The sequence below is a fragment of the Devosia lacusdianchii genome (genome assembly GCF_022429625.1).
GTDB lineage: Bacteria > Pseudomonadota > Alphaproteobacteria > Rhizobiales > Devosiaceae > Devosia > Devosia lacusdianchii.
Window position 1 is genome coordinate 1 of sequence record NZ_CP092483.1, and the last position, 13,301, is coordinate 13,301.

A 13,301-nucleotide genomic window follows, 5' to 3' on the forward strand; every position below is an offset into this window, starting at 1 on the left:
GTTTTGTTTAGTGAGACGGAAACCGCCTCGGGGCGCCGGTTTTGGAACGATACTCGGGGATCGCGGTGTGGGGACGCTCGCCCCAGCCGGCCAGTATCTGAACCTGCGCGGCAGCGAAGCCGGCACGTGTAACGCGACATTTCAAACGGCACAAAGTGAGGACATCCGGGATCAAGCTGGATTCACCGGGATCACGGCGGAAAAGGGCAACAAAACCGGGCCCAAGCGGGATTGATAAGCCAGAACTACGACAACGGCGCCGGAGAGCGCCGCGCAAGTTCAAATGGCATAGAGACCTTCGGCGTTAGGGCCAAAGTTCGAGCTCGCCAATTGCGGCCCGCCTCTCAATCAACTGTTCAGCGGATAGCCCTTCAAAGGGGGAAATGGCTGCAAGGTACGCTGCGTCGTCCGCCCCATCGCCCCTCCCCATTCCGCTAGTGGCGTCTCCGGCGCTGTGGCCTGCCAGGCCAGGATGATCAGGGAGAACACTGCCTTCTCCGCTACGTCGGCCCCATTTGCCTCATTCATTGCCATCACGCTGGCTTGGTACTCCTCAAAAGACCCGGTGCGCAGGACTACCTCACTGCCGAGTGCCACCTGTCCCGTTATCATTAGGGAGATCAGAACGACTGCTGCGAGCCTCTCTAAAACGCCCAAAGCTGGGTCTCCTCAAAGTTTCTGGCCATACCAGACCACCTGGCCAGGGATTGTCAGGCGGTCAAGCTGTTGGCTGTCGATGATTTCCTTAGGGTACGCGGGGTTGTGGGAAATCAACTCGATGGTTCCATCTATGCGACGGTTGATGAGCTTCACAAGCACATCGCCGTCGAGGACGATAATGTAGAAGCAACCAGATCGAACATGCTGATTGGGTCGGGTGTCCACCAGCATTAACGCCCCGTCCTTAATTATCGGGCTCCGGATTATGCTGCCAGGCCAGGCGCGGATATTGGTTCGAGAGGGTCACGACGAGACTCGTTCATCAATGCACACGAAGGTCACCCTAGACCCACCTTCGAGCGGTCGCCAGGGCTGGTTCATCATGATCGGCAGGCACTGGAATTGACCTACACAGTCGCAGGTGGAAGGAATGCCAAACGCGCCCAGGAATTAATCTTGTCAGGCAGGCAGTCAGCAGGGGACCGATTGAAGTGAATGTCATCTCGCTCGCCACCGCCGAGCAATTTGTTGACTACCTCCGACCGTCTAACGTCATGTGGTGGGACCCTAACTCGGCAAAGTATACCCATTATTTTAGGGGGCATGCCAATGCGGCGTGGCCCCTTCTTCCCAAGGGCTTGCGCCCCCTGGGCGATCACAATCCACTGACACCCCTCTACCAAGCGTTTGAGCTTCAATTTGCAAAATATGGGGTTCCCGATTTGCTCAGCCGGGATACGCCAAGTTCGCACCACGATTGGTTATCGCCCTTCCTTTGCTGGAGATATGCACTGCAAGAGGCAGTCAATCAGTTTGCCGACCTAGGAAGGCAAACGGGTCTTGAGACGCCGAGACATGTTCATCCGACGAACCTCGGGCGCGCCGAACTGCCATATTGGCCTAGTACGCCTGAGCAACCTATTTTGGCTCTTGCGCAGCATCATCGGATACCAACCGAGTTGCTCGATTGGTCCGAGGACCCCCTGACTGCCGCGTACTTCGCGCTTGGAGCAGGGGAGGACACGGACCTTTGTGTCTGGGCCCTCCAAGCTGGCTTGTCGGAATACTACATTGACGGCGAGCTTAGAATTCTAGTTGAGAAGCCCCCAACGGCAGGCAACACCAACATCCGGGCACAGAATGGCGTATTCGTCAGGTACTACGGCCACATGACTAAGCCGTCCCACATCTTCAGCGGCAGTGAATGGTTGCCATTTGAAGCGCACGACGTGTTCGCTGATCGCCCTACTAAGATCACGCTGCCCTCAAGCGAACGCGATGGACTTAGGGGGCTCCTGCTCGCGGAGCGGAGAAGCGCAGCTCACTTAATGCCGTCTTGGGACAGCGTGGCTGAGACACTGCTGGCTCGATGGAAAGCGGGGTCCATAGTAGGACAAACTTGCAGATGCAGCGCAGCCGGCAACAAGCGTGGCATGGCGTCCGTCCACCTACAAAAATAGCGATAAAAGTGCTGCCATCTGAAGTTGCGCACGATGCCATTTGATTTTGCGCGCTACAGCACGGCGCCCTCCGCCACTGTTCGCCTGCAGGCCGCTCATGCGGAGGGATGGGGAGAGTATGACAGAGGTCTTTGGGGCCGGGAGTAGGTGGATAAGTCGAACCCCCGAATGTCTCCCAAACTCAGTCGTCACCTCGGGCTTGACCCGAGGCGTTACACGGACTCGGCGCTCAGCAAGTACAGAGCCCTCGGGTCAAGCCCGAGGGTGACGTGCGATGGTTATTTGCCGAACTTGTGATTTGGCAAGTCACGGATACGGATCCCGGCCTTCGCCGGGATGACATCGGGGTTGGAGGTGGGATTGCCCCACCCCAGACATCTGATCTCAGGCGGCGTGGCTTTCGAGCCATTTGATCAATTGCGCGCGCGACTGGCCGGCGCCGACCTTGATATCCACCGGTTCGCCGTTCTTGAACACCATCAGCGTCGGCATGGCGCGGACATTGTACTGGGTGACGGTCGATGGATTGCTGTCGACGTCGAGCTTGACGATGCTGACCGTGTCGGCGAGATCGGTCGAGACCTGTTCGAGGATCGGGTCCATGGCCTTGCAGGGGCCGCACCATTCCGCCCAGAAGTCGACGAGCACCAGCTTGTCGGAAGCCAGAACCTGGTTGGCGAAATCGGCATCGGTCACATGGCGGGCCATCAAAGTCTCCATCGGTAAGGGACGATGGATGCTATAGAGAGTCGGGCGTGATGGGAAGGCATACAAGATATTGTGGTGAGGCCGAATTGGAACGTCTTGCCTCGATTTGCTCCTCGCAAGGCACGAAGGCGATGACAGCCACCAGCCGTCACCCTCGGGCTCGACCCGCAAGTAAAGGGCCCTCGGGCCGAGCCCGAGGGTGACGATCTGTGGTGACCGCAGAATAGCGGCCCCACAAACAAAAACACCGCCGGGTCGCCCCAGCGGTGTCTTATCAAATTCGCGTCGCCTGGACTTAGGCGGCGTGGCTCTCGAGCCACTTGGTGAGGCCGGCCTTGGGGGTGCCTGCACCGATCTTCATGTCGGCGGCTTCGCCGCCCTTGAACAGAATCATGGTCGGGATGGAGCGGACGCCATACTTGCTGGCGGTGCCCGGGTTGTCATCGACATTGAGCTTGACGATCTTGACCTTGCCGGCCAGTTCGGTCGAAAGCTCGTCGAGCACGGGTGCGATCGCGCGGCACGGCCCGCACCACTCAGCCCAGAAATCCACGAGTACGGGTTCTTTGGAGTTGAGGACTTCCTCGCCGAAGTTGGCGTCGGAAACGTGAGTCGTCATGGTTTATTGCCTTTGGGTTGAAAGCGGCGGTCTCTGTGCGCCTAAAGCTGGTGAGAGTCCAGCCTGGCGACAAGCGAGGTCACCGCATGGTGAAGCCCCTTGCACCTGCCGCCAGGAGATCCGGCGGCAAATTCATCAATGATTCCAGTTGTGTCCACAGGATTGCCGCTCGCACGGCCCGTCCGGGGAAAAGCTGACCTGCAACCAACGCATATAATCCGAGCTGGGTAACATAGTTCCCCGGCACATCGCCCGGCCCCCCGGGCACCGATGCGTCGGACTTGTAGTCCACCACCGTTACGCCCGCTTCGTCAACCACCAGGCGGTCGATACGCCCCGCCAAACGGATGTCGGCGCCATCACGTTTTGCTGTCATGAGGAACGGCACTTCGGCGCGGCTATTGGCGCCAAAGATTGGCGCCAGCTCCGGCCGGGTCAGGATAGATGTGGCCTTGGCGACGATGGCCGAATGGCGGGCATGCTCCTCCGGCATTAGTACGGCGAGCGCCTTGGGTGCTACGTCCGGCCACAGGCTGCGCTCCACCTTGCCCAGATGCTGCAGCAGGGCATGCAGGGCAATGCCTTCGCGGCGCGCCAGATCGGCATCACGCACCTGTTCGGCCAGGCTATCGAGCGCCATGATCGGGGCCACATGGCTGCCGGCGCGGGAAGGCGACACCAGCGGCACGGGCACAGGTGCCGGTACCGGCTTGAGGCTGACCGGCCCGCCAGCGGGGCCGGCCGCCTCGGACAGGCTGGTGACCGGCTGTGGTTTCACTCGCTCAAGCGGGTAGATCAGCGCGATCTCGCGCTGCGCGTCGTCAACCACGCTCTCGGCATGCGGACGCAGGGCGGTCTCGATGGCTTGGTACCAGGTGTCCCGAAGCTGCTCGTCCACCTTGCGGCCCGGCGTCAGCGCACCGGTAACGTAGAGCTCGTCCTCGGCGCGCGTCATGGCGACATAGAGCTTGCGCCAATACTCCTTGGCCAGGACGGCGTCGATCGCGTCACGGGATGCCTTGCTATCAACAGAGTGCTGCGCGCTGCCCGAGGCATGCATCAGCAGCGGTCCCGGCGCCTTGTCGAGCACATAGACGGCGCGGGTCTTCTGCGTCCCCTGTGGTTTGCTGGCGGCATCGGCGAGAATGACGATCGGCGCTTCCAATCCCTTGGCGCCATGCACGGTCATGACGCGTACGCCGCCGCTGGTCTCGTCGAGATTGCGTTTGATGGAAATTTCGGTCTGCCGCAATTCGGCGACGAAGCCCTGTAGCGAGGGTTGCGGACCCTGCTCGTGCTTGAGGGCCAGCTCCAGCAGTTCGGCAAACACCTCGTCCACCTCGTCGCCGAGGCGCGCATGGAAGCGACGCAGGCCACCACCGGCATAAAGGACTTCGGTGAGGAACTCGAAAGGCCGCTCGAAATCGAGCTCGCCCCTCCAGCGCACGAGCCGGTCGCGGGCGTCCTGGCAAGCGGGTGCGGTGCAGGTTTGCAGCGCGCGCCACAGCGTGGTGTTCTCGTCGCGCGGCTGTGCGAGGGCGAATAGATCGTCCTCGCTGACATCGAAGAGTGGTGAGCGCAGCAGAGCCGCCAGTTGCAGGTCGTCGGCCGGGTTGAGCAGCACATCACACAGCGCCAAGAGGTCTAGCACGGCGATATGGCTGCTGACCTCAAGCCGGTCGGCGCCGGGCGTGGGCAGGTTGTGCTTGCGCAGGGCGCGGATGATTTCCTGGAACAGCGCGCCGCGCGACTGCACCAGGATCAGCACATCGCCTGGCTTGACCGCCACGCCACGATTGGCCAGCGGCCGCTTGCGCGCGATCCAGCCGGCAATCTCGCCGGCAATGCGTTCGGCCACCTGCCGGGGGGCGGTTCGCTCGCCACCCTGCGGCTCCAGCGGCCAATCCGTGCCGTCGGCAATCGTGGCAATCTGCTGGATGGGGGGCCACAAGGTCACCACGCCACCGCTCGCCTGCCGCGCCGTATCGTGATGGACCTTCTCGCTCGCCAGCAGCGCCGCCTGAATATCGGGCTGGTCGCTGACCAGGTCGACTGCCTTCAGGATTTCCGGGAGCGTGCGGAAGCTGGTGTGAAGGGGCAGCCGTTCGAAGGGCAAAGCGTGCTGGCGGGCGCGCAGGCTGAAATCATCGCCGGTCTCGGCGAACAGGGTGGGCTCGGCGCCCTGGAACGAATAGATCGACTGCTTCTGGTCGCCCACCGCAAACAGCGAGCGGCGCCGGGTGGCCCCGGCGGAACCGGCAAAGAACTCGTCGGCAATGGCCCGCACCACTCGCCACTGTTCCGGATTGGTATCCTGGCTTTCATCGACCAGCACGTGATCGATGGCGGTATCGAGCTTGTACTGCACCCAGGGGCCAAGCTGGCTATCGGCAAACAGGCTCCCCAGCCGTTCGACCAGGTCGTCGAAGTCGAGCAGCGAGCGGGCTCGTTTGCGCGCCTCGTAGCGCTCGGCAATGGCCGCCACGATATCGAGCAGCGCCTCGCTGCGCTCGATCAGTCTGGCGCTGCGCAATTCGTCCACCAGCGTGACCAGACGCTCGGCCTCGTCGATCACTGTCTGTGCGAGACCCGGATCGGCAGTCCACACGGCCTTGGCCGGGAAGTTTTTCGGTATCTCGTCATCGGCGGTGAGGAAGACGCTCTTCCAGTCCGCCGCATGGGGATGGTCGGGATCGACGCCGCGCATCTTCTTGAGCAGGGCGTCATTGGCGATAGACAGCAGTTGGCGGAAGCCATTGCCGTCGAGCAGCCGCTTGCCGACGATATCGGCCTCGATCGCCGTGCCGGAGCGCGGGAAGGGCACACCGGCCAGTTGACGCAGATTGGTCTTGGCCGCCGCCGGATCGGCCAGCACGGCGCGCAGTTTGCGGCCATCCATCAGTGCCAGTTCGATGGCTTGCGAAATCTGGAAGTCACTCAAGAGCGCGAAGAGGGTTTCGACGGCGTCGGCGGGTCCAGCGCCGCGCAGGCCATCGGCCAGCACCGCCTCGCGCGCCGCCAGCACCATCTGCTTGCGCTCTTCGTCCTCGATGACGGAAAAGTCGAACGGCACGCCGGCCTCGAGCGGAAAGCGGTGCAGTACGCTCTCGCAAAAGGCGTGGATGGTGAGGATCTTGAGGCCGCCGGGCGTTTCCAGCGCCCGGGCAAACAGGGTGCGAGCGCGCTCGACCATGCCGGGCTGGAAGTCCTTGCCCTCGATATCCTGCAAGTCCTTGATCAGCGACCGCTCGTCCATGGTCGCCCATTCGGCGAGCCGATCGGCCACGCGGCCCCGCATCTCGGCAGCCGCCGCCTTGGTATAGGTAAGGCAGAGGACGGCCTGCGGCTTGACGCCTGATAGCAGCAGCCGGAGCACCCGGCGGGTCAGAACGAAAGTCTTGCCCGAGCCGGCATTGGCCTCCACCCAGATTGACCAACCAGGGTGGGAGGCCAGTGCCTGGCTCTTTCGGGTCTCGGGCGAGACCTGCATCCTGCCGCGAGGGTTCACCACCATTGGATGATGTCCTCTTCGTCTTCATCGACGGCGGTCCATTCGGCCATGCGCATCAGATGGTCATAGGCGCCGGGGAAGCGCTGCTGCTTGACCGGCAGCAGGCGCGGCGGCATCGGCGTCTGCCGGAACAGGAACAGCTCGACATGGCGCTGCATGCGCCGGACGATTTCGTCGGCGGCGGTCATGATGCTGTGCTCGGCAGCGAGGCCAAAGCCTTTGTCTATGAAGGCGTCTGGACCCAGCCCAATCTTGATGTAGTGCAGGGCCGAGGTCTCCAGTGGCGGCACCGGCGCCATGGCGTTGTTCCTGGCCATGGCCACTTCCAGCAACATCTGCGGCGCTTCGAACGCCTTCATGACGCCGGGCTGCGGCACCGAGCCGGTCTTGAAGTCGATGATTTCGAGCGTGCCATCGGTCAGCTCATCCACCCGGTCGGCGCGGCCGGTCAGCGTAAAGCCGATGGGCAGCTCCCAGCGGCCGTCGATCTCAGCATGACGTGTTTTGACCCGGTCGTTGCGCTCGCGTTCAAACTCCAGGAATTGTCGCGCTGCCCCGATGAAACGCCGCACCCAGATGTCGCGCCGCTCGGCAATGGCGTCGAAGCCGGCGAACTTCTCCTGTGCGATTGCCTTGAGGATATCGAGGGCCGCGGGGTCGGTGACATCGTGGCCGCCAAGCACGAAATCGGAGAAGATGTCATGCACGGCATTGCCCCGGTCGCGGGCGTCGGCGGCCTGACCCAATGCATCGAGCGGGCGCAGGCTCAGCACATGTTTGGCATAGACATCGTAGGGCGAGCGCATCAGCGTCTCGATCTCGGTGACCGAAAGCTCGCGCGGGCGGGTCTCGGCAGGCGGATTGGGCGCCGGTCTCGGCGCGCTTGCCACCGCATCAACCGCATCGAGCCGCCGGGCCAGCCCCAGCCAATGGCTGCCGCGCTGCCGCCAGTCGCCGGCCAGTTGCGCGCCGGCAAAGGCCTCCAGCCGTTGCAGCAGTCGCGAGGGCAGCGATGGGCTGGTGCCGACGCGATCGGAATAGGCGATGATGACGCGCTCATTGCCCATGCCCTGCACAAAATCATGCGCCGCCTGCCCCTGCCGCCGTTCCGGCGGCTCGAGCCCGGCGGCCAGCCGCATGCCACGACTGAGCCAGGGGCCGGGGTCGGCGGTTTCGGGCCATTTGTCCTCGTTGAGCGCCGCCATGATCAGGAGATCAGGATTTTGCAGGCGCGCTTCGAGCTGGCCCCAGATGGCGATATCCTGGCGGCGCGTTTCCTGGGTTCGCACCTGAAAACCCACCATCAGCGCCTGGAGGACACGATCGAGCCCGCGCGGCGCAAACGGATGGCCCGCACCGGCCTGTTCGGCCATCTGCGCCGCCCAGGCGATAAGCTCCGTCCGGCCCGGAATTTCGGCATCCGCAGCCGTTAGCGCGAAACTCTCCAACACGGCCTCGGCAAGCGCGTCAGCGGTAATGACCGGCCTGGCCATGAGCGCCAGCAAGGGCGCCAGCGCTACCTCGATCCGGTTGAACAGCGCCTCGATCGGCTCGCGATGCCGCTCGCCCAGCCGTTTGGCTGGATATTTGGTGGTCTTGGCAATATTGGCTTCGAGCAGCACGCGCAGTCCTGCCAGGCCCGGGCCAGAGCGCTGCCCGCGCAACAGGCCCAGCTCGATATTGTCGGCTAGCCGGGCGATCGCGTGGCGGTCCTGACCGAACAGGGCGGCCCGGTTGCGCAGCAGCGCGATCAGGTCGACGGCGCCGCAACCGCTTTCGGCCAGCGCCAGGATTTGCCGCAGCAGCCGTCCGGCTGCCGACTGGAACAGCGGCGTGCCGGCCGCATCGTCAACTTCGATATCGAAGCGCTTGAGTTCGGCCGCGATGCGGCGCGCCAGGTTGCGGTCTGGCGTGACGATGCCTACCGTCTCGCGCTTTTCCAGCGCCTCCCGGGCAGCCAGCGCCACGGCTCGCGCCTCTTCATCTTCGTTGCGCGCAGCGATGATCGAAACGCCTGTTGTGGCCATGCCATCCTCCATGGGCATGGCATGGGCCTTCTGGCTCGGCCAACGGGTCGTGTCCTTGGCCAGAGCCATCGCGCGGCTAACCAGCGTGGTGCGCGCATCGGAAGAGTCTGCCAGTTCGGTAACGGCGCTCGCAGGGCTTCCGAGTTCGGCCAGCAGCCGCGCCAGCTGATATTGTGGATGTCCGTGCGGATTATGCTCGTTATCGAGGAGGTCCGCCTGGTCGGCGGCGCTCATCGTCGTATCGAGCCCGGGCAGAACGACCACGCCACGCGGCAGGGCGTTGATGGCCTTGAGCAGACGCGCGGTGGCGGGAATGGAACCGGTTGAGCCTGCGGCAATCACCGGCCGATCGCCATAGAGCCAGGGCAAGGCCGCCGCCTGCCGATCGAGACGTTGGCGGCGCAGCATGGCGCTGTCGGCCGCGCCGCGTCCCGCCAGGTGGGCGGGCCAGAAATCGAGCGCGATCTGCAGGAAGGTCAGCGTCTGCTGCCAATAGGCGCCCAGATCGCCCGACAGTTCGGGAACAATGGTGCGGATATCGGCGGCGCTGCGCTCTTCAGTGGTCAGGTCGTCGATCAAAACACCCAGCGATTGCGCCATGGCCAGAATTTCGGCCGGCGCCGGTGGCGTCGAAAAGGCCTGCTTGCCCGCAGGACTACTGGCCCAGCCATTGACCAGGTTGGAGAGCACCAGTTGCCGCTCGAGCGCCGTGGCTGCGGGCAGCGCTGGCGCGACGTCGAAAGGCGGCAGGAAAGGTTCTTCGTCCTCCGCCTCGCCGCCAAAGGTTCGGATATCCGGCAGAAGGCCAAAGCCCCGTGTCGAAAACTCGTCGGCCAGTGCCAACTTGGCGCGGCGCGTGGGCAGGATAATGGTGATGTCGCTCAGCCAGAACGGGCCGCTGCGATCGGCGCCGTTGAGCAGGGTCCCATCGATGACTTTTTCGGCCAAGGTGCGGACGAACTTGGCGTGCGGCGCTATCGAATAAAGCGTCATGACAACAGCTTTTCCGCTTCGGCAAGCGCCTGGGGGTCGCCGACATGAAACCACGGCGCATTGAGCGCCATGCCGAACAGCGTTTCGCGATCAAGACATTGCTCGAAGAGGTCGTAGAGCGAGAAGGCACCGTCCGGCATATTGTCGAAGAGGGATTTGCCCAAGAGGGCAACGCCGCCATAGATGACCGGCGCGCCATAGTCGCGGGTGACCAGCCCCTGCGGCGACAGGCAGAAATCGTGACTGCGGGCAAAGCCGGTGGCGTCGCGCGGATGCACGCAGAGCAGGACAATCTCGGCCTCGTCGCGGTAGCGGGCGATCATCCGCGCCAGTGGCGCATCGGTACCTGCCGGCCAGAACGCGTCGGTATTCATCACCAAGAACGGGTCCGAATGCAGCATGGGCAGCGCCCGCTTCACCCCGCCCCCGGTACCCAGCAATTCATCCTCGCGGCTGACCTTCAGCAGGCCGCCGAAATGAGCCAGGACCTGGTCAGCGTGGTGATGCGCATTGGCAATGAAACGCCTGGCACCCTCAGCCTTGGCATTGCCCATGACGCGCTCGATTAGCGGCACGCCGGCCACCGGGATCAGCGGCTTGGGCGTGCTCTCGGTGATCGGCCGCATGCGCGTGCCGAGGCCGGCGGCGAGCAGCATGACGTCAGGGAATCGGGTGGTCTCGGTCATCGGCGGATAAGACCGTTTGGCTTCCGCTATGTCCAGCCCGTGAGACCTCAGTCAACACCCTCCCCCCTTGTGGGCAGAGATCAAGGGTGGGGGTGGCTAACCCGGATATCGGGGCTCTCATCACCCCTCCCAGCCTCCCCCATCAAGGGGGAGGTGCCGTTCGGTGGGTCGGCGAGGGCGTGATACTACGTCCGCAACACGCCGCCGCTGGTCTTGGTGACGGCAGCCACCACGGCAGCGGAGACCTTTTCGATCTCTTCATCCGTGAGCGTCTTATCGGTGGGCTGCAACGTCACCTCGATGGCGACGGACTTCTTGCCCTCGCCGACGTGAACGCCTTCGAACACGTCGAACACATTGACGTCGCGGATCAGCGCCTTGTCGGCACCGCGGGCGGCACGCAGGATAGCGCCCGCTGTGACAGCCTTGTCGACGACAAAGGCGAAGTCGCGGCTGAGCGGCATCAGGGTCGATAGAGTAAGAGCTGGCTTCGTCTTGGTCGCTTTCTTGCGCGGCTCAGGCAGGGCGTCGAGATCGAGTTCGAAGGCCGAGACCGGCCCATCGATATCGAGCTCCGCTGCCCATGCCGGGTGCAATTCGCCAAACCAGCCGAGGGTCTTGGGACCCTGCGCCACGCGACCACCACGACCGGGATGACTCCACGGCGCGGGCTCGGCAAAGAGCTGGACCTTGTCGATGTCATAGCCAAGAGCATCAAGCACGGCGGCGAGATCAGCTTTGGCGTCGAACACGCCAACGGCTTCGGCCTTGCCGGACCAGTGGCGTCCCGAGCCATCGAGCTTGGCCGTGCCGGTGCGGATACCGGTGGCATAGGTATGCTGGCCCTCTGGCGCGTCGCTGAGGAAGACCTGACCGACCTCGAACAGGGCCAGATCGGTCGTGCCACGATTAGCGTTGCGCCTGATGGCCGCGAGCAGTCCCGGCAGCAGGGACGGGCGCATGTCGGTCATGTCGGAGGCGATGGCATTGGCGAGCTGCAGGCCCTCCTGCCCGCCGCCGAAACGCGTCGCTTCCTCGTGGCTGATGAAGCTCCAGGTGACCGCTTCGTCGAGTCCACGCGCGGCAAGTGCCCGGCGAGCGATGCGGCGGCGGTTCTGGATCGAGGTCAGCATGCGCGGCGCCACGTGGTTGAGGCGGGGCAATGGCTCGACCGGCACGTTATCGACACCGACCATGCGCATGACCTCCTCGACGAGGTCGGCCTTCTGCGTCACGTCGGGACGCCAGCTTGGCACGACGACGCCGATGGAGCGGTCCAGGTCCTCGCCGCTATCGTCGCTCTCCGGATTGCGCGTGAAGCCGAAGCCGAGATCGCTGAGCGTGTGGACGATCGTGTTCGAGGTCACGTTGAGGCCGGTCAGGCGTCGTACTTCGGTCAGCGGGAATTCGACCACGGTGTTGGGGAACACATCCTCGCCCGAAATCGCCGGCTCCATCGGCTCGCCGCCGCAGAGCTGGAGCACGAGGCGTGTGGCCAGCTCGAGCCCCGGCTCGGTCAGCGCGGGGTCGACCGAGCGTTCGAGGCGGTAGCGGGCGTCAGAGACGATACCGGTCTTGCGGCCGGTGCGAGCCACCAGCTCGGGGTCCCAGCTGGCGCATTCCATGAAGACGTTGACGGTCTCGTCGGTCGAGCCGGAGCGGATGCCGCCCATAATGCCGCCGAGGCAAAGCGGGCCAAGGTCGTCGGCGATGACGGTCATGGTCTCGTCGAGCGTGTAGATCTTGTTGTCGAGCGCATCGATGGTTTCGCCCGGGCGGGCATTGCGCAGCACCGGCTGGCCGACGATCTTGTCGGCGTCATAGGCATGTAGCGGCCGGCCCCAGCCCAGCGACACCCAATTGGTGATGTCGACAATGGCGTTGACGGGGCGCAGGCCCACGGCGCGCAGGCGCTGCTGCAGCCAGGCCGGGGATGGGCCGTTCTTGACGCCCTTGATATAGCGGCCGCCGAACTTGCGGATGGTCTTGGGCTCGTCGCCCGAAAACAGCTGTGGCAGCGGCGCGATCGGGCTCTTGCCCTTTGACGGAACCGGCGACATGTCGGTCGCTTTGAGCGTGCCGAGGCCGAAGGCGGCGAGATCGCGGGCAATGCCATAGACGCCGGTGGCGTCGCCGCGATTGGGCGTAATGGAAATATCGAACACCACGCCATTGATGCCGGCATAGTCGACATATTTGACGCCGACAGGCGCGTCTTCGGGCAGCTCGATAATGCCGTCATGATCGTTGCTGAGTTCCAATTCGGCATTGGAGCACAGCATGCCGTTCGACACCTGGCCGCGGATATTGCCCTTGCCGATGGTCATGTCCTTGCCCGGGATATAGGTGCCCGGGAAGGCGAAGACGCTCTTGAGGCCGGTGCGGGCATTGGGTGCGCCGCAGACGACGTCGATCAATTCGCCGGTGCCCGCGTCGACCTTGCAGACGCGCAGCTTGTCGGCGTTTGGATGCTGTTCGGCCGACACGACATGGGCCGTGACAAAGGCCGAAAGCGCCTTGCCCTGGTCTTCCATGCCTTCGAGTTCGAGGCCGATGGTCGTCAGCGTCTTGCCGATCTCGTCGGCCGACGCTGATGTATCGAGGTGCTCCTTGAGCCAGTCGAGGGTGAATTTCATG

Annotated in this window: 9 protein-coding genes; 2 read left to right on the plus strand and 7 right to left on the minus strand. The window is 63.8% G+C overall.

Features of this window, described 5'->3' with window-relative positions; genetic code table 11:
- Positions 1-235 (plus strand): hypothetical protein (locus MF606_RS00005; protein ID WP_240231384.1); only part of this gene is annotated, 235 nt, incomplete at its 5' end.
- 434 nt (positions 236-669) lie between these two features.
- Here MF606_RS00005 and MF606_RS00010 read toward each other — a convergent pair.
- Positions 670-948: a S24 family peptidase gene (locus tag MF606_RS00010; RefSeq protein WP_338084464.1), complete on the minus strand. Its 279-nt coding sequence runs from the start codon at positions 946-948 to the stop codon at positions 670-672.
- A 266-nt stretch (positions 949-1,214) separates the two neighbouring features.
- On the opposite strand from MF606_RS00010, the gene MF606_RS00015 reads away from it, so the two are divergent.
- On the plus strand, positions 1,215-2,120 hold the full coding sequence (locus MF606_RS00015) for an FRG domain-containing protein (RefSeq protein WP_240233910.1): 906 nt from the start codon (positions 1,215-1,217) through the stop codon (positions 2,118-2,120).
- A 384-nt stretch (positions 2,121-2,504) separates the two neighbouring features.
- Here MF606_RS00015 and trxA (MF606_RS00020) read toward each other — a convergent pair whose 3' ends face one another.
- The 6 genes from trxA (MF606_RS00020) to pheT form a co-directional block, all read right to left on the minus strand.
- Positions 2,505-2,828, minus strand: a complete 324-nt coding sequence (gene trxA / locus MF606_RS00020; protein WP_240231386.1) for a thioredoxin — start codon at positions 2,826-2,828, stop codon at positions 2,505-2,507.
- A 295-nt stretch (positions 2,829-3,123) separates the two neighbouring features.
- Positions 3,124-3,447, minus strand: coding sequence for a thioredoxin (gene trxA / locus MF606_RS00025; RefSeq protein WP_240231387.1), 324 nt, complete (start codon positions 3,445-3,447; stop codon positions 3,124-3,126).
- Between the two features lie 79 nt (positions 3,448-3,526).
- The gene (gene addA, locus MF606_RS00030; RefSeq protein WP_240231388.1) at positions 3,527-6,961 is read right to left on the minus strand and encodes a double-strand break repair helicase AddA; all 3,435 of its coding nucleotides are present in this window, start codon (positions 6,959-6,961) and stop codon (positions 3,527-3,529) included.
- Complete coding sequence (gene addB / locus MF606_RS00035) at positions 6,952-9,978, minus strand: double-strand break repair protein AddB (protein ID WP_240231389.1); 3,027 nt, start codon at positions 9,976-9,978, stop codon at positions 6,952-6,954. Before addB ends, addA begins: the two co-directional genes overlap by 10 nt.
- Entirely contained in the window at positions 9,975-10,664 is a 690-nt protein-coding gene (locus tag MF606_RS00040) for a nucleotidyltransferase family protein (protein ID WP_240231390.1), read from the minus strand. Before MF606_RS00040 ends, addB begins: the two co-directional genes overlap by 4 nt.
- 185 nt (positions 10,665-10,849) lie before the next feature.
- Positions 10,850-13,300 (minus strand): phenylalanine--tRNA ligase subunit beta, encoded by a 2,451-nt coding sequence (pheT, locus tag MF606_RS00045; RefSeq protein WP_240231391.1) that lies wholly within the window; start codon positions 13,298-13,300, stop codon positions 10,850-10,852.
- Between the last annotated feature and the right edge of the window lies 1 nt (position 13,301).